The sequence below is a fragment of the Clostridium sp. 7_2_43FAA genome (assembly GCF_000158375.2).
Taxonomy (GTDB): Bacteria; Bacillota; Clostridia; order Clostridiales; family Clostridiaceae; genus Clostridium; species Clostridium tertium.
The window spans coordinates 1,908,765-1,930,381 of record NZ_JH815222.1; the positions used below are offsets into that span (position 1 = coordinate 1,908,765).

At 28.6% G+C, this 21,617-nt stretch carries 22 protein-coding genes; all 22 read right to left on the minus strand.

The genetic code is table 11. The features are described from left to right. Window positions 1-85 precede the first annotated feature (85 nt). The 22 genes from CSBG_RS10620 to CSBG_RS10725 all read right to left on the minus strand — a co-directional run bounded on the left by CSBG_RS10620 (window position 86) and on the right by CSBG_RS10725 (window position 21,522). On the minus strand, window positions 86-712 hold the full coding sequence (locus tag CSBG_RS10620; protein ID WP_008679380.1) for an ABC-2 transporter permease: 627 nt from the start codon (window positions 710-712) through the stop codon (window positions 86-88). Between the two features lies 1 nt (window position 713). Next, window positions 714-1,565 carry an ABC transporter ATP-binding protein gene (locus tag CSBG_RS10625; protein WP_008679382.1) on the minus strand — a complete coding sequence of 284 codons (852 nt, stop codon included), beginning with the start codon at window positions 1,563-1,565 and terminating at the stop codon, window positions 714-716. A gap of 2 nt (window positions 1,566-1,567) precedes the next feature. Next, complete coding sequence (locus CSBG_RS10630) at window positions 1,568-1,942, minus strand: GntR family transcriptional regulator (RefSeq protein ID WP_035285310.1); 375 nt, start codon at window positions 1,940-1,942, stop codon at window positions 1,568-1,570. A 320-nt stretch (window positions 1,943-2,262) separates the two neighbouring features. Beyond that, the gene (gene aspS, locus CSBG_RS10635) at window positions 2,263-4,047 is read right to left on the minus strand and encodes an aspartate--tRNA ligase (protein ID WP_008679386.1); all 1,785 of its coding nucleotides are present in this window, start codon (window positions 4,045-4,047) and stop codon (window positions 2,263-2,265) included. A gap of 16 nt (window positions 4,048-4,063) precedes the next feature. Further along, window positions 4,064-5,311: a histidine--tRNA ligase gene (gene hisS, locus CSBG_RS10640; RefSeq protein WP_008679389.1), complete on the minus strand. Its 1,248-nt coding sequence runs from the start codon at window positions 5,309-5,311 to the stop codon at window positions 4,064-4,066. Window positions 5,312-5,324: 13 nt separating this feature from the next. After that, window positions 5,325-6,749: a coproporphyrinogen III oxidase gene (locus CSBG_RS10645; RefSeq protein WP_008679390.1), complete on the minus strand. Its 1,425-nt coding sequence runs from the start codon at window positions 6,747-6,749 to the stop codon at window positions 5,325-5,327. An 11-nt stretch (window positions 6,750-6,760) separates the two neighbouring features. Beyond that, a complete protein-coding gene (locus CSBG_RS10650; RefSeq protein WP_008679393.1) occupies window positions 6,761-7,363 on the minus strand; it encodes an MBL fold metallo-hydrolase in 603 nt (200 codons plus the stop codon). Window positions 7,364-7,377: 14 nt separating this feature from the next. Then, window positions 7,378-7,827, minus strand: coding sequence for a D-aminoacyl-tRNA deacylase (gene dtd / locus CSBG_RS10655; RefSeq protein WP_008679395.1), 450 nt, complete (start codon window positions 7,825-7,827; stop codon window positions 7,378-7,380). Between the two features lie 12 nt (window positions 7,828-7,839). Next, on the minus strand, window positions 7,840-10,032 hold the full coding sequence (locus CSBG_RS10660; RefSeq protein WP_008679397.1) for a bifunctional (p)ppGpp synthetase/guanosine-3',5'-bis(diphosphate) 3'-pyrophosphohydrolase: 2,193 nt from the start codon (window positions 10,030-10,032) through the stop codon (window positions 7,840-7,842). Between the two features lie 100 nt (window positions 10,033-10,132). Beyond that, window positions 10,133-10,651 (minus strand): adenine phosphoribosyltransferase, encoded by a 519-nt coding sequence (locus CSBG_RS10665; RefSeq protein WP_008679398.1) that lies wholly within the window; start codon window positions 10,649-10,651, stop codon window positions 10,133-10,135. Window positions 10,652-10,742: 91 nt separating this feature from the next. Beyond that, window positions 10,743-11,594: a DHH family phosphoesterase gene (locus CSBG_RS10670; RefSeq protein ID WP_008679399.1), complete on the minus strand. Its 852-nt coding sequence runs from the start codon at window positions 11,592-11,594 to the stop codon at window positions 10,743-10,745. Window positions 11,595-11,735: 141 nt separating this feature from the next. Beyond that, window positions 11,736-12,608, minus strand: a complete 873-nt coding sequence (gene secF / locus CSBG_RS10675) for a protein translocase subunit SecF (RefSeq protein WP_008679402.1) — start codon at window positions 12,606-12,608, stop codon at window positions 11,736-11,738. Continuing rightward, window positions 12,601-13,866, minus strand: coding sequence for a protein translocase subunit SecD (gene secD, locus CSBG_RS10680; protein WP_008679403.1), 1,266 nt, complete (start codon window positions 13,864-13,866; stop codon window positions 12,601-12,603). The genes secF and secD overlap by 8 nt, the downstream gene beginning before the upstream one ends. A gap of 396 nt (window positions 13,867-14,262) precedes the next feature. After that, a complete protein-coding gene (locus tag CSBG_RS10685; protein WP_008679405.1) occupies window positions 14,263-14,631 on the minus strand; it encodes a TIGR04086 family membrane protein in 369 nt (122 codons plus the stop codon). Window positions 14,632-14,683: 52 nt separating this feature from the next. Then, complete coding sequence (gene yajC, locus CSBG_RS10690; RefSeq protein ID WP_008679407.1) at window positions 14,684-14,959, minus strand: preprotein translocase subunit YajC; 276 nt, start codon at window positions 14,957-14,959, stop codon at window positions 14,684-14,686. Between the two features lie 100 nt (window positions 14,960-15,059). Then, a complete protein-coding gene (gene tgt, locus CSBG_RS10695; protein WP_008679410.1) occupies window positions 15,060-16,202 on the minus strand; it encodes a tRNA guanosine(34) transglycosylase Tgt in 1,143 nt (380 codons plus the stop codon). 21 nt (window positions 16,203-16,223) lie between these two features. Then, window positions 16,224-17,252 carry a tRNA preQ1(34) S-adenosylmethionine ribosyltransferase-isomerase QueA gene (queA, locus tag CSBG_RS10700; RefSeq protein ID WP_008679411.1) on the minus strand — a complete coding sequence of 343 codons (1,029 nt, stop codon included), beginning with the start codon at window positions 17,250-17,252 and terminating at the stop codon, window positions 16,224-16,226. 43 nt (window positions 17,253-17,295) lie between these two features. Beyond that, window positions 17,296-18,321: a Holliday junction branch migration DNA helicase RuvB gene (gene ruvB, locus CSBG_RS10705; protein ID WP_008679413.1), complete on the minus strand. Its 1,026-nt coding sequence runs from the start codon at window positions 18,319-18,321 to the stop codon at window positions 17,296-17,298. Between the two features lie 9 nt (window positions 18,322-18,330). Next, window positions 18,331-18,936 (minus strand): Holliday junction branch migration protein RuvA, encoded by a 606-nt coding sequence (ruvA, locus tag CSBG_RS10710; protein ID WP_008679415.1) that lies wholly within the window; start codon window positions 18,934-18,936, stop codon window positions 18,331-18,333. A 169-nt stretch (window positions 18,937-19,105) separates the two neighbouring features. Continuing rightward, window positions 19,106-19,972 (minus strand): DegV family protein, encoded by an 867-nt coding sequence (locus CSBG_RS10715; protein ID WP_008679416.1) that lies wholly within the window; start codon window positions 19,970-19,972, stop codon window positions 19,106-19,108. 100 nt (window positions 19,973-20,072) lie between these two features. Continuing rightward, window positions 20,073-20,375, minus strand: coding sequence for a Dabb family protein (locus CSBG_RS10720; RefSeq protein ID WP_008679418.1), 303 nt, complete (start codon window positions 20,373-20,375; stop codon window positions 20,073-20,075). Continuing rightward, a complete protein-coding gene (locus CSBG_RS10725; RefSeq protein ID WP_008679420.1) occupies window positions 20,368-21,522 on the minus strand; it encodes a transglutaminase domain-containing protein in 1,155 nt (384 codons plus the stop codon). The genes CSBG_RS10720 and CSBG_RS10725 overlap by 8 nt, the downstream gene beginning before the upstream one ends. Between the last annotated feature and the right edge of the window lie 95 nt (window positions 21,523-21,617).

Here is a 21,617-nt window from a genome sequence, read left to right on the forward strand (position 1 = left end):
CAAAATAAGTTCATTATTGCTTAATATAAAGTAGAAATAGTAAATTGGATTAGAATTCATATAATATAAATTCTAATCCAATTTATTAGATATCTTTTTTAGCATATAGATTTGAAGTAATAAAATATGATGATAAAATTAATGTAAATATACATAGAACAATTAGTACTTTTACTATTAACATATCAAAATTTATATTAGGTAAATATTTTATTAATTCACTTGAAAATACCATTGGAAAAACTACTAAAAATACCATTGCTATTCTACCCTTTTCAAACCCTAAAGTTAATTCTAATGGAATCAATATAGTCATTACAAAAATACCTATACCTATCATTATATAAATAAATGGCCATAATGGACCAAGTTCACTTATCGTAACTATATTTAAAGAAATCAAGCCTGTATATAGTACTAATGATACTATAGTGGCTATTAGTGTATTAATAGCTACAAATATATATCTTGATAATATATATTCTTTTGGCTTTATTGGTAGAGAATATATTAAATAATTCATTTTACTTTTCTCTTCATAAAATGCTGTACTATAACATGTGGCCATTATAAATAGTGCTCCACCAAAAGTCATCATTTCAGGATTTATAAATCCTAAAAATATTCCCATGGCAATTATTAAAATCATATATTTTTTTAATGCAAATACTGTTTCAAATTGTAAAAATAATAAATTTAATATTTTCCTCATATTAATTCCTCCTAGTATAATAAAGCATAATATCTTCTAAAGTTGGTTTTTCATAAATAACTTCATTTCCAAATATCTCAAATGCTTCTTTTTTATCTGATGTTAGTCCTTCAAAACCAAACCCATTAGTTTTAATAGAAATAAGATATTTCCTTGTTTCATTATCTAAAAGTTCTTTTTTTCCTTTTATTATAGAATGTTGTTCTAATATTTCATCTTTTTCACCGTATAATATAATTTTACCTTTATATATAAATATAATATAATCAGCACATTTTTCTAAATCGCTTGTTACATGTGTTGAATAAAAAATTGTAAGGTTTTCCTTTTCCATTTCTTCTTGTAATATCTCTAGAAATTTATTTCTTATAATTGGATCTAAACTGGCAGTAGGCTCATCCATTATTATAATTTTAGGCTTTATAGATAATGCCATAGCTAATTCAAATTGTTTCTTTTGCCCTTTAGATAATTTCCCATAAATTGAAGATTCATTTAGATTGAATTTATTAATTAAGTTATTATATAATTTTTCATCCCAATTTCTATAAAATCTAGCTATAGATAACTTTATATTTTTTAATTTACTTTCTTCTAAAAATCCGCATACATCGCCAACAAAACCTATAGATTCCTTGATTTTAGGGTTTTCAGAAATATTTTCTCCTAGAACTAAAATTTCTCCTTCATCACATTTAATCATGTTCATAATAGCTTTTATAGTAGTTGTTTTTCCTGAGCCATTAGGTCCAATAAATCCTGTTATAAAACCTTCCTTTACTTTTAATTCTTCTATATTTAACTTAAAATTCTTATACTCTTTTTTTAAATTCTTAATTTCAATTGCTTCCACTTTTATACCTCCTCATATAAACTCTTAAATATTCCTAATGCTTCATCTAATGTTAATCCAATAGCTTTTGCAGAAACTATTGCTTCTTCTAATTTATTTTCAATTTCAAACATAGCCACTTCTTTAAGTCTTTCATTATTTGATTCTGCTACAAATGTCCCTTTTCCTACAACAGTTTTAATAAATCCTTCTTTTTCAAGTTCTTCATATGATCTTTTAGTAGTAATTATACTTACTTTTAACTCTTTAGCTAAAGTTCTTATTGAAGGTAATGCTTCTCCAGGTTTTAAAGTCAAATTAATAATTTGATTCTTTATTTGACTTTCAATTTGTTCATATAAGGGTACTTGTGAGGAATTGCTAATTACTATATCCAATCTTTCACCTCCAATTGTATATAATGTGTATATATCATCTATATACATATATTAATTCATATACACACTATTGTCAATAGAATAAAAAATTTACAGTCTCAGAAACCTATTTAAAGTAAAACTTAATTTACTTTTTCAAGTAAGTTTTATTACGTTGAAAAAGTAATCTAAATCGAAAACCTATTTATTGCATATGTATCACATTTTTATAAAAATCTTTCATAATTATATTAATATACGCAAAAAAGGAAGTTCTAACTCGAACTTCCTTTTTTATAATCTAGTATCAATTTTCTTGATACTACACTTTGTAATCTATTTTAATCTTCTTTTGTATTTATTGAAATACCTAATTCTTGTAATTGCTTTTCATCTGCTATATTAGGTGCTTCACTTAAGTAACAGTAAGCATTTTGGTTTTTAGGGAATGCAATAACATCCTTTATATTTTCTGTTCCAGCTAAGAACATTACCATTCTATCAAGTCCAAAAGCTAATCCACCATGTGGTGGTGGTCCAAACTTAAATGCATCTATTAAGAATCCAAATCTTTCTTGTGCTGATTCTTCTGTGAATCCTAATGCTTTAAACATTTTTTGTTGAAGTTTTGAATCATGGATTCTTATAGATCCTCCACCTAATTCTTCACCATTTAAAACTAAGTCATAAGCTTTTGATCTAACTTCTCCTGGATTAGTTTCTAGCATATCTATATCTTCATCCATAGGTGATGTAAATGGATGATGTGCTGCATGATATCTTCCTTCTTCTTCATCATATTCAAATAATGGGAATTCTGTAATCCAAGTAAAATTAAATTCATTTTTGTCTTTTATTAAGTCAAATTGTTTAGCAAGCTCTAATCTTAGTGCTCCTAAGCTTTGGAATACTACTGAATTCTTATCAGCAACTATAAATATAGCATCTCCAACTTCTGCTCCCATAGTTTTAACTATTGAGTTTGTAACATCGTCAGTTAAGAACTTAGCAATAGAAGACTTAACTCCATCTTCTTTTAATTGAATCCATGCAAGACCTTTAGCCTTATATGTCTTAACAAATTCACCTAATTTGTCTATTGGCTTTCTTCCAAGATCTGCTCCACCTTTTAAGCAAAGAGCTCTTACTGAACCACCAGCTTCTATTGCTGATTTAAATACTACAAAATCCATATCCTTAACGTCTTCTGTAATATTAGTTATTTCCATTCCAAATCTTAAATCTGGTTTATCTGAACCGTATTTTTCCATAGCATCTTTAAATGTCATTCTCTTTATTGGTAATTTAACATCTACTCCTGCTACTTCTTTAAATACATGAGCTATTAAACCTTCATTCATTTTAATAACATCTTCTTGTTCAACAAAACTCATTTCTAAATCTATTTGAGTAAATTCTGGTTGTCTATTTGCTCTTAAATCTTCATCTCTAAAACATTTTACGATTTGATAATATCTATCAAATCCTGATACCATTAATAGTTGTTTAAAAATTTGTGGTGATTGTGGAAGCGCATAGAACATTCCAGGATAGTTTCTAGAAGGTACAAGATAATCTCTAGCTCCTTCTGGAGTACTCTTAGTAAGCATTGGAGTTTCTACTTCTAAAAAGTTATTATCGTCTAAATAATCACGAACTGATTTAGAAATTCTATTTCTAATCATGAATATTCTTTGCATATCTGGTCTTCTAAGATCTAAATATCTATATTTTAATCTTATACTTTCAGCAGCATCTAATCCTTCCTTTATATATATTGGAGGTGTATCTGATTCTGAAAGAATTTTTAAACTTTCACACTTAAGCTCTACTAATCCTGTTGGCATATTATGATTAGGAGCTTCTCTTAAAACTACTTCACCAGTAACTGCTATACAATATTCAGGTCTAACATCTTTAGCTTTTTCAAAAGCCTCAGCATTTATTGCTTCACCAAATACTATTTGCATTATTCCTGTTCTATCTCTAAGGTCAATAAATTGTAGACCTCCTAATTTTCTATTTCTTTGCACCCAACCCATTAATGTGATTTTTTGTGATACGTTATTTTCTCTAACTTCTCCACACATTAGGGTTCTTTTTAAGCCACCTAAAGCTTCACCCATTTTTTCTTCCTCCTAACTATTTTACAAGCTTTGCTATTTCTTCTATATTATCTAAACTCACTTCAAATTGCTCACCATCACTCATTCTTTTAAGCTTTAATGTCTTATTTTGAAGTTCGTCATCACCTAAAATTGTAGTAAAAGCAGAACCTATCTTATTTGCATATTTCATTTCTGCCTTTATACTTCTTCCCATATGATTTATTTCTGTCTTTATACCAATAGCTCTAAGTTTATTAGCTAATACAAAAGCACTTGTCTTAGCCGCTTCTCCCCTAGCACCTATATAAAGATCAACTACCCCTTCATTTGGAATTTCTATACCTTCTTTTTCTAAAGTCATTATAAGTCTTTCTAAACCTAATCCAAATCCTACAGCTGGCATTTCTGGTCCACCAATTTCTTCTATAAGCTTATCGTATCTTCCGCCTCCACAAACTGTAAAATCATCATTTAATATTTCAAATATAGTCTTTGTATAATAATCTAATCCTCTAACTATACCTGGATCTACTTTATATTGTATTTTTAAAGCATCTAAATAATTTTTAACTTCAGTAAAGTGAGAATCACACTCTTCACATATATAATCTAATATAATTGGAGCATGCTTAGTTATTTCATTGCAACTTTTTTCTTTGCAATCAAGAATTCTCATTGGATTTTTTTCAAATCTAGTTTTACAAATTCCACAAAGATTATCATAATTTTCTTCAAGATATTTTTTAAGTGCTTCATTATATTTAGGTCTACATTTAGGACATCCTAAGTTGTTTATATTTAAACTTAAGCTTTTAAGCCCTAATTTTTTTAATGATTCCATAGCTAATGAAATTACTTCAGCATCAATTGAAGCTTCTTTTGAACCAAAAACTTCAACTCCATATTGATGGAATTGTCTAAGTCTTCCTTTTTGAACATTTTCATATCTGAAACAAGGTATTATGTAATATAACTTTGTTGGCTGAGCTTCATTAAATAATCTATTTTCTATGAAAGCCCTTACTGTTGGTGCTGTACCTTCTGGCTTTAAGGTAATACTTCTATCACCTTTATCATTGAAAGTATACATTTCTTTTTGCACTATATCAGTTGTTTCTCCAACACCTCTTAAAAATAATTCTGTATGTTCAAACATTGGAGTTCTTATTTCTCTTACCCCATATGATTTTGAAACATCTCTTAAAACTCCCTCTACATAATGCCATTTATATGCATCTTGAGGTAGCATATCCTTCGTACCCTTAGGTGCTTGGATTTCCATAAAATATCTCCTCCTATTTAAGGTAAAGTTCATCTAAAAGTTTTATCTTTTCCTCTACCATTTCCTTAATTCTACTTGTGTACTCTCTAATATCTTTAACATTTCCAAATCTTTCAATTCTATTTTCTTCTAGAAAGACTACTTTTGATACGGCATCTGCCCCTAAAGCTATTATAGTTTGCTTATCTTCTATCATTTGTATATTATATAAGCATTCTTTGCCTTCTTTAGAATAGCCTAAATTCTCCATATTGCCAACCATATTTTTTTGTCTATACATATAATATGGCTCTATATTTAAACTTTTAGCTAAATTTCTACTTACTTCATACATTAATGAAAGTTCATCTTGCTTCTTTATTTGTATACCTTTCTTTAAAATGAAATTTTCATAAAGAATAGATGCTCTTTTTAAAGATAATCCATGGACAGTTAAACTATCTGGTCTTAGTTTTAAGATTTCATTTGCAGTATATTCTGCTTCTTTTATCCCTTCACCAGGTAATCCTATTATCATATCCATATTTATATCATCAAAGCCTAAATTTCTAGCTAAATTAAATTTATCTATAACATCTTTTGATGTATGTCCTCTACCAATCATTTTTAATGTTTCATCATTCATTGTTTGAGGATTAATACTTATTCTAGTAGTGTTATATTTTCTCATAGTTTGAAGCTTTTCTAAAGTTATACTATCCGGTCTTCCACATTCTACAGTAAACTCAAGTATTTCTTTATCCAATACGAAAGCATTATAAATTTCTTTCATAATATCTTCAAACTCTTCATTATTTACTGCTGTTGGAGTTCCCCCACCAAAATAAACACTTTCTATTTTTAGATTTCTCTCATTAACATACTTTTTCATTTCTCTTATTTCATATGTTAACGCTTCTAAATAAGGATTAACTAATTTTTTATTACTACCTATAGGATTAGCTGTAAAGGAACAATAAAAACATCTTGTCGGGCAAAATGCCATTCCAATATAAATTGCAATACTCTTTTCATCTTTATTTACAAGCTCCTGTTCTTTTTTAGCTACTTTTATACAAAGCTTAGCTTTTTCTTCCGAAGCTAAATGTTTCTTTGCAAATAAATCTATTATTTCCTTTTCACTTTTTCCTTCTTCTAAGTACTTTAAAGCTATTTTGGAAGGTCTTATTCCTACAAGTATCCCCCATGGATAGTAATCTCCAGTTATTTCTTTCAATGAAGAAAAAATTAACCTCTTAATATCTTCTTTTATATTTTCTAAAACATTACATTCTCTATAAAAATCATTAAATGAAAATGATATTTTATCTTCTTCTATATTTATTATATAGTTACCATCTTCCTCAAACTTAATTTCGTCAAGTGCATAATATATATTAAACATTTGATATACGTCATATCTATATTTTAAATTATTTAACTTAATCTTTAATTCCATTTATTCTCCTCTTATGCTAGGAAGGGATTTCTCATCCTTTCAAATATAATAGTAGATTTTGGCCCATGTCCTGGGTAAACTTCTACGTCATTATCAAGTACCATAAGCTTAGTTTCTATACTTTCTATAAGCTCATTATAACTACCACCTAAGAAGTCTGTTCTACCTATTGAACCATTAAATAAAGTATCTCCAGTAAACACCTTATCTTCTACTAAGTAACAAGTTCCACCTTTTGTGTGCCCTGGTGTAAATATTGCTTTAAAAGTTAATTTTCCAACTTTTATTTCATCACCTTCATTTATATATTTATAAATGTTAGGTAACTTACCAAATATTCCCGTTGAATCCATTTCCATGTATTCCTCATCTGCTTTATTAAGATAAACATCTACTTTATATTTATCTTTTAATTCTTCTACAGCTCCATTGTGATCAAAATGACAATGTGTTAAAAGTATTACTTCTATTTTAATTCCTAAAGCTTCAATTTCTTTAATTAAATAACTTGCCTCTGCACCTGGATCTATTACAGCTGCTTTATTTGTATTTTCATCTATAACTAAATAACAATTTGTTTGCAATGATCCAAGTGGATATGTCTTTACTATCATACTTATCCTCCTTTTTAAAAATTCTTTTTACTATCTAACATTAAAGTCACTGGTCCATCATTTTGAATATCCACTTTCATATGAGCTCCAAACTCACCAGTTTCAATTTTCAAATTTGATTCCTTTAATAACTCAATAAATCTCTCATATAAAACTTTTGCTTTTTCTCCACCTTCTGCTTCCATGAAGTTTGGTCTTCTACCCTTTCTGCAATCTCCATAAAGGGTAAATTGAGAAATTACTAAAATTTCGCCTTTCACATCTAAAACTGATAAATTCATTTTATCAGCTTCATCTTCAAATATTCTTAAATTAATCAACTTTTCTTTTATATATAATAGGTCTTCTTCAGTATCGTCCTTTGAGATCCCTATTAATATATTTAATCCTTTGTTGATTGATCCAATTATATTTCCTTCTACTGTAACTTTAGAAGATGTTACTCTTTGAACCACAGCTCTCATATAATCACCCCTCTAGTTATTCATTCTGTATACATCCATTACACCTTTTAATCTTCTTATCTTTCTCATAAGTTCTCTTAGTTGTTCAATAGAGTCTATTTTTACCTTTATATTTATTATAGCAATATTACCTTTTGATGATTTAGCATTTAATGCATTTAATGGTAATTTAGCTTCAGTTATTATCATCATTATATCTGATAATATACCTATTCTATCTTCGGCTCTAACTTGTATTTCAGCTACATAGGCTGTTCCTTTTGAAGAGCCCCATGAAACTTCAACAACTTTTCCATTATCATAATCAATTAAAGCTTTTAAATTACTGCAATCACTTCTATGAACTGAAATCCCTCTTCCTTTAGTTATATATCCAAGTATCTCATCTCCCGGAACTGGATTGCAACATCTAGCAAACCTTACCATAAGATTATTAACACCTTTTACTGTTACTCCATAATCATTAGAAGATGTTTTCTTATTTATATTTGCCTTATCTGATTTAGAAATATGATCGTCAATTGACTTATTTATGCTTTCTAAACTTTGTTTTTCAGTAATATTTTCTTCTTTTAACTTAGCTATATATGATGAAGCTGAAATCTGCCCCACTCCTATTGAAGCATATAAATCTTCCATACTATGAATATTGTATCTTTTAACTGATTTTTCGTATGCTTCACCTTTGGCAATTTCTGAGTAAATTACCCCTTGCTTCTTTAGTTCTTTTTCAAAAACTTCTTTCCCTTTATCTATATTTTCTTCTTTTTTAATTTTCTTAAACCATTGTCTTATTTTACTTTTAGCTTGATTACTTTTAGCCATATTTAGCCAATCCATATTAGGGCCCTTAGCATTATTAGATGTTAATACTTCTACTATTTCACCTGTTTTTAAATTATAATCAAGAGGTACTATTTTACCATTTACCTTTGATCCAATACATCTATTTCCTATATCTGTATGTATTCTATATGCAAAATCTATTGGAGTAGCTCCACTTGGTAAATTGATTACAACACCTTTTGGAGTAAATACAAAAATTTCATCAGTAAATAAATCTATCTTAAACCCTTCAATAAATTCTTCTGCATCTGATGTTTCTTTTTGCCACTCAAGCATATCTCTTAGCCATGCAAGCTTATTTTCAAAGGATTTTTCCTTATCTTCTTGCGTATCACCCTCTTTATACTTCCAATGGGCTGCTATACCATATTCTGCAGTTTTATGCATCTCAAAGGTTCTAATTTGTATTTCAAATGTTTTCCCTTGAGGTCCTATTACGGTAGTATGAAGAGATTGATACATATTAGGCTTAGGCATTGCTATATAATCTTTAAATCGGCCAGGAATAGGCTTATATATAGTATGTACTATACCTAATACACCATAGCAATCTTTAACTGTATTTACTAAAATTCTTATTGCTGTTAAATCGAATATTTGCTCAATGCTCTTATTTTTATTAATCATTTTTTTATATATACTATAAAAATGTTTTGGTCTTCCATCTATATCAGAATCTATTTCAGATTCCTCCAATTTATTATGTAAGTCTTCTATTATTTCAGCAATATAAGTTTCTCTTTCAACTCTTTTTTCTGCAATTTGTTTTACTAAATCATAATATTCTTCTTCATGTAAATATCTAAAAGCTAAATCTTCAAGTTCCCACTTAATTTTAGATATACCTAATCTATGAGCTAATGGAGCATATATATCTAAAGTTTCTTTAGCCTTTTGTTTTTGTTTTTCTTTAGGCATAAATTTTAAAGTTCTAAGATTATGTAATCTATCAGCTAGCTTTATAATTATTACTCTAATATCCTTTGCCATAGCTAAAAGCATTTTTCTAACATTATCAGCTTGTTGCTCTTCTTTTGTCTTATATTCTATCTTGCCCAGCTTAGTTACGCCTTGAACTAAATCTGCAACTTCCTCATTAAATATATTCTTTATATCATCATATGTATAGTGTGTATCTTCTATAACATCGTGCAAAAGTCCTGCTACTATTGTGCTAGTGTCCATACCCATTTCAGCAAGTATTTCAGCCACATCTATTGGATGGGTTATATAGGGCTCACCTGACTCTCTCTTTTGATTCTTATGAGCATCACATGCTAAATCATATGCTTTTTTTACGATATCTGTATCTATATTGTTACAATTTTCATTTATTTTTCGTAATAGGCCTTCATACATATGGGTAATCTCCTTTGATTAAGTCTAAAATAATTGGCTGGTTTTAACAACCAGCCATTTTCTTTTATTATATAATATTTAATTTGATATTTCAACAATATTAGAATTCGTAATCAACTAAAGACATAACTTCATACTTTTCTAATTTATCTCTTCCATGTAAACCTGTTAGTTCAATTGCAAAATCTAAACAAACTACTTCTCCACCAGCTAATTCTACAAGCTTAGCTACTGCATCTATAGTGCCACCAGTTGCTAGTAAATCATCAACTATTGCAACTCTTTGTCCTTTTTTAATGGCATCTTTGTGTATTTGTAATGTATCACTACCATATTCTAAATCATAAGTTATTGATATTGTTTCACCAGGTAATTTCCCTGGTTTTCTTACTGGTACAAATCCTATACCCATTGCATAAGCTACAGGAACTCCATAAATAAATCCTCTTGCTTCTGGTCCAACTATTAAATCTATATTTTTGTCCTTTAAATGTTCAACAATTTTATCAATTGAGTATCTTAATGCCTCTCCATCTCCAATTACTGTAGTTATATCCTTGAAGCTTATTCCTTCCTTTGGGAAATTTTCAATTACTCTTATTTTCTCTTTTAGATTCATGATAAATCCTCCATCACTAAAAATTATAAACTATATAATTATTCTCCTTACTAAAACTACTACTTTTTATTTTAAGTAATTATCAAATTAATTATATAGTCATTTTTGATTTGTTTAAATATTTTGTTATTTGTTCTGCTCTATCTTTTTTAGTAGTAGTCAAAAGTTCTATAATTATACGTGCATTATCCATCATTGTTACTGCATTTATGGTTGGTGTAATAACATCTATAATCTTTAATATGCATTCTTCATCCATTTCAACAATACTATAATAATTCATTATAGATCTTAAACCATAATTATTTGTATTTATTAAGAACTTTCTACCTTCCTTTAAAATAACTCCATTTTCACCTTTTAAAGGAACTTCCGCCCACTGTTCTCCTATAAGTATCAAATCCAAATACTTATTTATGCTTTTTATGTTATAGTATATTGCAATTGCTTGCATTAATTTAAAGGTTAATCCACTAATAGATAAATTTTTATATCTATACTGACACCCCTTTTGATTTGGATTTATGTATATGTAATTTCTCTCATTATTAACTTCTTTATTTTCCAAAACTATCAAATCTATCCCAAGATCCCTACAAAGCTCTTCTTCTCTTTCTGAACTTAAATCTATACCTAAGGTTATCAAAAGCTGGCCCCCTAGAAAACTAACATTATTCTTTATATCTTCTGATATTATTCCAGAACTAGAAGCTTCATCATGAATTATATATTCTATATCTGCATTTAAATATTTTAAGACTAATATTAAAGACGATATAGCACACAACCCATCTACATTTGGCACTCCATAAATAACTATCTTCTTTCTATTATTTATAGCTTCTACCATATGTTCAATAGCTTTATTCATATTTTTAAGTATAAAGGGATTATATCCAGTAATATAATTTGGACTATAAATACTCTCCCAAAACTTACGCATTATAAACTCCTCCATAAAACTTAAGAAAACACATATATTATAATGTAAAATCTCTAAGATTACAAATGTTTTCTAAGGAAAAAAATAATAAACCTCCAAAATATTTCGGAGGTTTAACTTTTTTTGTTATTTTTTAAAAGATTAAGCTAATTCAGCTTTACTTTTTTTACCTCTTTTATCTTTTAATATAACCCATACTGGTGAAGCTATGCATATAGAAGAATATGCCCCCGCTGCAATACCTATTATTAATGGGAATGTAAACTCCCTAACTGTTGGTACAAATATGTTTACGGCTATAATTGTAATTAATGTAGTCAATGTTGTATTTATTGATCTTGACATAGTTTGAGTTAAACTCTTATTTGCAATTTCAGTAGCTGATGCTCTTCTCATATTTTTAGAATTTTCTCTTATTCTATCAAAAATTACTATTGTATCATTTATAGAATAACCTACAATCGTTAATATAGCTGCTATAAATGGTGTATTAACAGGTATGTTGAAAATTGCAAATACGCTAATTGTAATAAATAAATCATGTACAAGTGCTACGATAGCAGCTACCCCATAATTCATTTCAAATCTCATTGCAATATATATTAGCATAGCAGCACAAGCTACTATTAATGCAATTACTGAATTTCTTGTAAGTTCTTTTCCTACTGAAGCTCCAATTTCATCCTGTGATAATAAAGCATTATCCTCTAAACTATATTTATCTTGTAAGGCTTTAAAAACTTCTGAAACTTTTTCACTATCTAAATCTTTTGCTTTAATTTCGTATTCTGTTTCATTTGCCTCATTTGTAACCGCGTCTGGAACTATCCCTTTAACTATTTCATCTGATTCAGGTTTATTAAACCCTTCACCTAATTCAATAACAACTTTAGTTCCGCCTAAAAAGTCTATTCCAAAATTCAATCCTCTTGAGATAGTAAATCCTAATCCTACTATTATAACTATAATTGATAAGGCGAACCAAAGCTTAGTCTTTTCTATAATTTTAAGCATTATTAGCCCCCCTCTTCACTCTAAACTGCCATAGACTCTTTAAAAGTCCAATATCTACTGCAAAATTCATTAAAATCTTAGTAACTACTAAAGCAGTAATTAAGCTTAAAACTATTCCTATCATTAATGTTACAGCAAATCCCTTTACTGTTCCTGAACCTATAAAATACAATATAAGTGCAGCAATAAATGTTGTAGCATTTGAATCTACTATTGATGACATTGCATTTTCAAATCCACTTTTCACAGCACTTTTAACTGATACACCTCTTGTAAGTTCTTCTCTAATTCTTTCAAAAATTAATATATTTGCATCTACTGCCATACCTACCGTTAACAATAATGCTGCAATTCCTGGTAGTGTTAGTGCTACTCCCATTTCTACAAATACTAAAAGTACTAATGTTATATATAATGTTAATGCTATACTTGCCAAAATTCCTGGAACCCTATACCAAAGTATCATGAATATAAATATTAATGATATTCCAATAACACCAGCCTTAATTGCATTTGGAAATGCTTCTGCACCTAATTGAGCTCCTACATTTTTAACAGATACTGCTTTAACTGTTACTGGAAGCGCACCTGAACTTATGATTCCTGATAACTTTGTTGCTTCATCCATTGAAGACATTCCATTAATAACAGCTTTTCCATCAGTAATAGCACTTTGAACCACTGGCTGTGATACCACTTCATTATCCATTGATATACTTATTGTCTTTCCTATATTATTGGCTGTAGCTTCAGCAAATTTTGCTTGCCCTTCCTCATTTAATTCTAATGATACAACCGGTCTTGATGTATCATCAAGAATAGCCGTTGCCTCTTTAACATCTTTACCTGTTAAAACAACATTACCTTTTGGGTCCTTAAACTCTAAGTTACCAGTTTTACTTAATCCATCAACTATCTCACTTGAGTTATAAGCTCCAGGTATATCCACTCTTATTCTTTTTTCACCTTCTTCAGTTACAATTGTTTCAGATACTCCAATTTTATTAACTCTAAGTTCTAATAATTGCTTTGTTCTTTGACGAACATCTGATGGAACATCATCTTCTTGTATTTCCATTAAAACTGATACTCCACCTTGAAGATCAAGTCCCTTAGTTATTGCTTTATTAAATGACTTAAACTCCCATCCTGCTATTTCAAACCCTTTAAAACCTGTAAATGCTAATGAGAAAATAGCAACGATACAGAGTATAAATAATATTGAACTTTTACTCTTGCTTTTGCTTCTCGCTTTCATGTTCTTCCCCCTCTGGTAAGTTTTCACCTAAAATTATATTACTTATGTTAAGTAATATCAACTACTTTTTACTTAATTGGAGTCGTTTTCCATCCTTTATATTCCAAATTCTCTTAATAAATATTACTTTACACAATTCTATACTTAAGTATAACTATTATTTTGTAAATCTATACAATAATTACGTATATTTTATATTTATATAAAATATTGATAAATTTAGATTTAACTAAAATCTTTCATTTAATTTACTGTTAAAACATCATACATTTTCTTACAACATAAAAAATAAGAGAATTTTTAATTCTCTTATTTTAATGATATATTATTTAATTTTTATAAATTAATTTAAATAATCTTTAGTTTTAACAAATAACTTTTCTTGTATTAATAAAGTTATAGATTTACGCCAAGCATTCCAGAAAAAAGGCCAATAAATACACATAATGTGAATTTAATAAAATCATACATGCCTAATGTTGGTTCTGCGCCGAATATAATTCCAATTATATATAGAGCTATGTAAAACATACATCCTACTGCTAAACCAACTATCCATCCTTTACTTCCATGTGCTTTTACTGCAACTAGTGAGCCTACAACTAACGCTAGACAAGATATAACTACATAAATAATATTAAAAACACCTTCTCCAAGAGTAATACTGTTCATTACTAAAGAAAGTATTGCTGTTATTAAAAATGTAACCATAATTGCCCAAACAACGCCTTTTAGAACACTTTTAAAATAATTTGACCACTCCATAAAAATTTCACCCCCTAGTATTAATTTTATGAAATACTAGGGGGTATTATTCTTATTCTGTTACTTTATTTACTTTTGAAGCAATACCATTTTTAGAAATTTTTAATTTTGTTCTTTCAGCACTAGTTTCAATAATAACATAGTTTTCTTCTACTATTATTATCTTTCCCATTATTCCGCCTCTAGTTACTATTTCATCGTTTTTTTCCAATGCTGATAGCATTTCATTGTATTTCTTTGTTCTCTTCTTTTCAGGTAAAATTAATAAAAAGTACATAAGACCAAACATTAATACGAATGGTACTACAAGTGATAAAATTTGTGCCATTTAAATTCATTCCCTTCATCAAATAACTAATATATTTCATAATAAAAACTATATCTTATTTATGTGGTATTGTCAATTATATTAACAGATACTTAATACTTTAAGCTTTTCCATTCCATTCTTTTAATTTTTGTTCTTTAAAGTCTTTAAAGTATCCCCCATCTATTGCAGCTCTTATATCTTCCATAAGCTTGTTATAGAAATAAAGATTATGTAATACGCATAGTCTCATTGCAAGCATTTCCTTAGCTTTAAATAAATGTCTTATATATGCTCTTGTATAACTTTTACAAGCTGGGCATCCACATCCTTCATCTATAGGTCTCGTATCTAACTCGAATTTTGCATTCATTAAATTTATCTTTCCTTCTTTTGTGAATACATGCCCATGTCTACCATTTCTTGCCGGAAGTACACAATCAAAGAAATCTACACCTCTATCAACTGCTTCTAATATATTAGTTGGTGTTCCTACTCCCATTAAATATATAGGTTTATCTTCTGGTAAATGTGGTACAACAGCATCTATTATTCTATACATTTCCTCATGAGTTTCTCCAACAGCCAAACCGCCTATTGCATATCCATCTAAATCCATCTTTGTTATAGTCTTGGCATGCTCGATTCTTATATCCTCATAACATCCACCTTGATTTATTCCAAATAGCATCTGATCCTTATTTATAGTTTCAGGAAGTGAATTTAATCTATCCATTTCCGTTTTACATCTTTCAAGCCATCTTGTTGTTCTTGCAACTGACTTTTCAACATACTCTCTTGTAGATGGGTTTGGAATACATTCATCAAATGCCATAGCTATAGTTGATGCTAAATTGCTTTGAATTTGCATTGACTCTTCTGGTCCCATAAATATCTTTTTACCATCTATATGTGATGAGAAATAAACACCTTCTTCTTTTATCTTTCTCATTCCTGATAGTGAAAACACTTGGAATCCACCTGAATCTGTAAGAATAGGCCTATCCCAATTCATAAATTCATGTAATCCACCAAGTTTTGCTACAACTTTATCAGATGGTCTTAAATGTAAATGATATGTATTTGATAATTCCACTTGACATCCTATTTCTTTTAAGTCCATTGTTGATACTGCTCCTTTTATTACAGCAAGTGTACCAACATTCATAAATACAGGAGTTTCTATAGTTCCATGAGGAGTTTCAAATCTTCCTCTTCTTGCGTTTCCATCTTTTTTTAGTAAAGTATATCTTTTCTTACTCAAAATTTCACTTCCTCTTCTTGTTTATTCTTTTATTAACATAGAATCTCCAAAGGAGAAAAATCTGTATTTTTCTTTAACAGCTTCATTATATGCATTCATTACATGCTCTTTTCCTGCTAAAGCTGAAACTAACATTATTAAGGTAGATTCAGGTAAATGGAAGTTAGTTATTAATTCATCAATAACTTTATATTTATATCCCGGATAGATAAATATATCAGTCCATCCACTTTGCTCTCTTACAAATCCATTATCATCACCAATTGTCTCTAGAGTTCTTGTAGATGTTGTTCCAACTGCTATGACTTTATTCCCTCTTTTTTTAGTTTCATTTATTAAATCTGCATTTTCATTATCTAAGTGATAATATTCTGAATGCATTATATGTTCATTTATATCTTCAACCTTTACAGGTCTAAAGGTTCCTAGTCCAACATGAAGAGTTAAGTACGCAATGTTAACTCCTTTAGCCTTAATTTCTTTTAGTAATTCTTCTGTAAAATGTAATCCTGCTGTTGGCGCTGCTGCCGACCCTTTTTCTTTTGAATATACAGTTTGATATCTTTCTTTATCTTCAAGCTTTTCAGTAATATATGGTGGAAGTGGCATTTCTCCTAACTCATCTAATACTTGTTCAAAAATTCCCTCATATGAAAACTCTATTATTCTATTTCCTTCTTCTACGATATCAACTACAGTGCATATTAGTTTACCTTCACCAAAAGTAAATTTTTGACCAACCTTTGCTCTTTTACCTGGCTTAGCTAAGCATTCCCATCTATCGCCCTCTATTCTTTTTAATAACAAGAACTCAATCTTTCCACCAGTTCCTTCTTTTTCACCTATTAATCTTGCTGGCATTACTCTTGTATTATTTAAAACTAAGGTATCTCCTTCATTTAAATACTCTATTACATCATGAAAAGATTTATGTTCTATTTCACCAGTATTTTTATCTAAAACCATTAGCCTTGAAGAATCTCTTTTTTCTAAAGGATGTTGTGCAATTAATTCTTCTGGCAAATCAAAATCAAAATCACTTACTTTCATTTTCTTGTCTCCTAATCTTTATCGTTAATAATTCAAATTTTCTTTAAAACAGCTTTTGCTGCTCTCCAGTTACTTTTTTCTTCCCCTTACTTCTACCTAAATGTTCATAGGCTTTATCGGTTGCAACCCTTCCTCTTGAAGTTCTCACTATAAATCCCGTTTGTAATAAATACGGTTCATATACGTCTTCTATTGTTCCAAGCTCTTCTCCTATAAAATAAGAAAGAGTTTCTATTCCTACAGGTCCACCATTAAAGTTATCTATTATTGCTTCTAAGATTTTATTATCAACTCTGTCAAAGCCCTTACTATCTACTTCTAAAAGCTCAAGTGCTGCTTTTGCTTCTTTATAACTTATAAGAGAATCAGAATAAACTTGAGCATAATCTCTAACTCTTTTTAATAATCTATTTGCAATTCTCGGAGTTCCTCTTGATCTCCTTGCAAGTTCATAAGCGCCTTCTTCAGTAATGTTACACTCTAATACAAAAGCAGATCTAACTATAATTTCTTTAAGTTGCTCTTCCGTATAATACTGCATGTCGCAAAGAACTCCAAATCTATCCCTTAATGGAGATGTTAACATACCTATTCTTGTTGTTGCTCCTATTAAAGTAAACTTAGGTAAATCTAGCCTTATAGATTTAGCAGCAGCTCCCTTTCCAATAACAATATCAAGAACATAATCCTCCATTGCGGGATATAGTATTTCTTCTACATTTCTATTTAATCTATGTATTTCATCTATAAATAAAACATCATTATCTTTAAGTGTTGTTAATATCGCAGCCAAATCCCCTGCTCTTTCTATAGCTGGACCTGAAGTTATTTTAAGTTCTCCATCCATTTCTTTTGCTATAATATTAGCTAATGTAGTTTTTCCAAGACCTGGTGGTCCATATAATAATACATGATCCAAAGCTTCATCCCTATTTTGAGCAGCCTTTATAAATATATTTAATCTTTCTTTAACTTTATCTTGGCCTATATATTCATTTAAACTTTGAGGCCTTAAACTCAAAGAACTTCCATCTTCAAATATTTCTTGTGGTGTTATTATTCTTTCCATAACTCACCTCTATCCCATAAGGACCTTTAAACAATTTTTAATTATATTTTCTAGGGTATCTGTCTTATCTACTTTTTTAAGCGCCGCTTCTGCTTCTTTTTCTGAATATCCAAGTGCTAAAAGTGCACCTAAAGCTTCAGCTATATTACTTGCGTTGTTTGGCATTAAATCTTCAAACTCTCCTGAACCTTCTATTACTTCAGATATATCTTCTTTTTTAATTTTATCTTTCAGCTCTAATATAATTCTTCCTGCAGTTTTCTTTCCTATTCCAGGAGCTTTACATAAATGTTTTTCGTCTCCCATCATTATTGCATACCTTAAATTATTAATTCTACTAATGGATAGCAATGATAATGCAGCTTTTGCACCAACACCATTAATGGAAAGTAATAGCTTAAACATTTCAAGCTCTTCTCTAGCATCAAATCCATATAAGCCTAAAAAATCTTCTCTTACTATTTGCTCAAGATATAACTTAACTTCTTCATCGATTTTAGGCATAGATGACATAGTTGCTCCTGATGTAAATATTTTATATCCTATTCCATTGTTTTCAATAATAATATAATCTCTATTTATACCTTTATATTTTCCTCTTATGTATTCGTACATACAACTAACCCCCTCATATGCCAACTAAATAGTCTATTTAGTTTCTAACCTACACTATACTTTATCATTATAACTAAAATAATTCAAGGTAGAAACATAAGCATAAAGATGTAAAAGGAGTAAGATTAATTTTATCTTACTCCTTCCTATAAAATAATTATTCCAAAACTTATCTATTATTACCTATAAAAAATAATGCCAATGTTCCTGGACCTGAGTGTGCTCCAATAACTGGTCCTACGTTATTTATAATAACTTCTTTTACTTTTACTTCATTTAAAATTAAATCTCTTAATTGTTCCGCTTCAGCTAAACAATCGCCATGGCTTATGAAGATTGTTTGATCTTCTGGATTTACAATTCTTTCTTTTAGTTTTTCTTGTAATTCTTTAACTGATTTTTTTCTACCTTTCACTTTAGAAACTGGAATTAACCTTCCTTCATCATCTACGTGCATTATTGGCTTTATACTAAGCATTGTTCCAACTATAGCAACTGTACTTGATACCCTACCACCTCTTTTTAAATGATTTAAATCATCTACAGTAAACCAATGGTTAACCTTTAATTTATTTTCTTCTATCCAGTTTATTATTTCTTCCTTAGTTGCTCCATTCTTAAGCATATTAGCAGCATAATAAACTATAAGTCCTAGTCCCAGTGATGCACTTTTTGTATCAATTACTGTAATATCTGCAGATTTAATTTCATCTTCTACAGCTTCCTTAGCTATTCTTGCACTGTTTACACAACCACTAAGTGCTGATGAAAATCCTATATAAATTATTGAACTGCCTTCGTTAGAATATTTTTTAAATATTTCTGCAAATGTATATGAGTTAGCTTGAGATGTTGAAGGCATTTCACCTGCTCTAATCATATCATAAAAGTCTTTATACTTTATGCTTTGCCCTAGATCATCTGGAATATCTTCTCCCTTTATATTAACTCTAAGCTGCACTATTTCTATATTATTTTCTTTAACGAAACTTATAGGTAAATCACAACAAGAATCTGTCAAAATAACTGTCTTCATAGTCATCTCCTCCAAAAATATCTTTTTATAATTATAATATGCTTTTTATTATACATCTATATTCAAAGTTTTTCTATGAAGTTTAAGAAGCAATTTAATATTATACTTCATAATCTACCACAATTCTTTCTTCTATTACCTTTTTTATAAAATTAACTACCTTTAAATGCTCTTCATTGTTTTGATAATAATTTAAATCATCCTTTGAATGAAAAGTTGAATATAAAACTACATCGTAAGCTTGACTAGATTCTTCAAAATTTATACCTACCTCCAGCTCTAATACTTTATCTATCCTTCCTTTTAAAGATTCTATTTGTCTTTTTATTTCTAAAGAATTAATTTCCTTAGTATTATCTTCTGCATTTTCTTTTAACTTCCACATAACTATATGTTTAATCATAAAATTCCTCCTTATTTAATACTTTTAAATCTATATCTAAATTATATAATTTAACATTTATATCTTCAAAGTCGACACCTTCATAAATTTTTATATGTTTATTAGTAATTCCAAAGTACCCCTTATTTATGTCCACAGGAATATTTATTCTTGTTTCTACTGGTATCCACCCAACACCTTGAATGTATACTTCTGCCCATGTATGATATAAATTTTTAGAAGTTTTCCCCAAAATAAATTTTGCTGGTATATTAGCCGCCCTACACAATGCAATAAATACATTAGTACATTCACTATAACCTCCCTTCATAATATTTATTGTATTTAAAGCACTTTGAGTATCTTCGCCTTCATATATTCTTGTAGATAACTCATCATCAAATTCTATATTTCTAGTAAATTCTAATATTTTATTTATGATAATTAATTTATCTTTCTCATTTCTAATTAAATTTTCAACTAATTTTTTAATATCTTTAGAATCACTCTCTATACTTTTAGTTGGCATTAGATATTTTTCTAATCTTTCTATATTTAACTCTTGTTGGATAATTAATGGATGGGTTTCTAATATAACTTCATAATTAGGTTTCTTCTTATATAAATTTTTTACACTTTGATGAGAAGAATTTAAAAGATTTATATCTATTTTGCTTCCTTTAATAATATAAGTTTTATTAACTAAAAATTCGTTATTTAAAAAATCACTCCTTAAAATCTTTATTTTATCTATTATTATTGATTTAATATTATTATTACTTTTATCATTTATGTTAATATTATGATATTCTTCTTTATCATTTTGAATGTAATCTATACTACTAGTAATATTAAAAATATAAACCTCACTATCTATATTGAGAAAACTATTTTTTAGCAATATAAGATTTGCTATTTTATTAATCTTTGTTGGTACAATTAGATGTTTTTCATACTTATTCTGAATTTCTCTAGCTATATCAACTATTAACTTATTCCAAATATCTAAATCCTCAAAGTTTTCCTTTATATCTTTTTTTAATATATTATCTAACATCAAGGCTACTTCATACGGATTATAAACTATACTATTTTCAATTTCTTCACAAACTTTTTTTGAAATATCATTATTATCATTATTAAATACATTATTTATAATAACTATCAAGTTAACCCCTCCAATACCCACTGTAAATATTTTACTATTCCTTTTTTTATTTTAACATATTATAAGTTATTATTTAAGTTTTAATATATATTTAA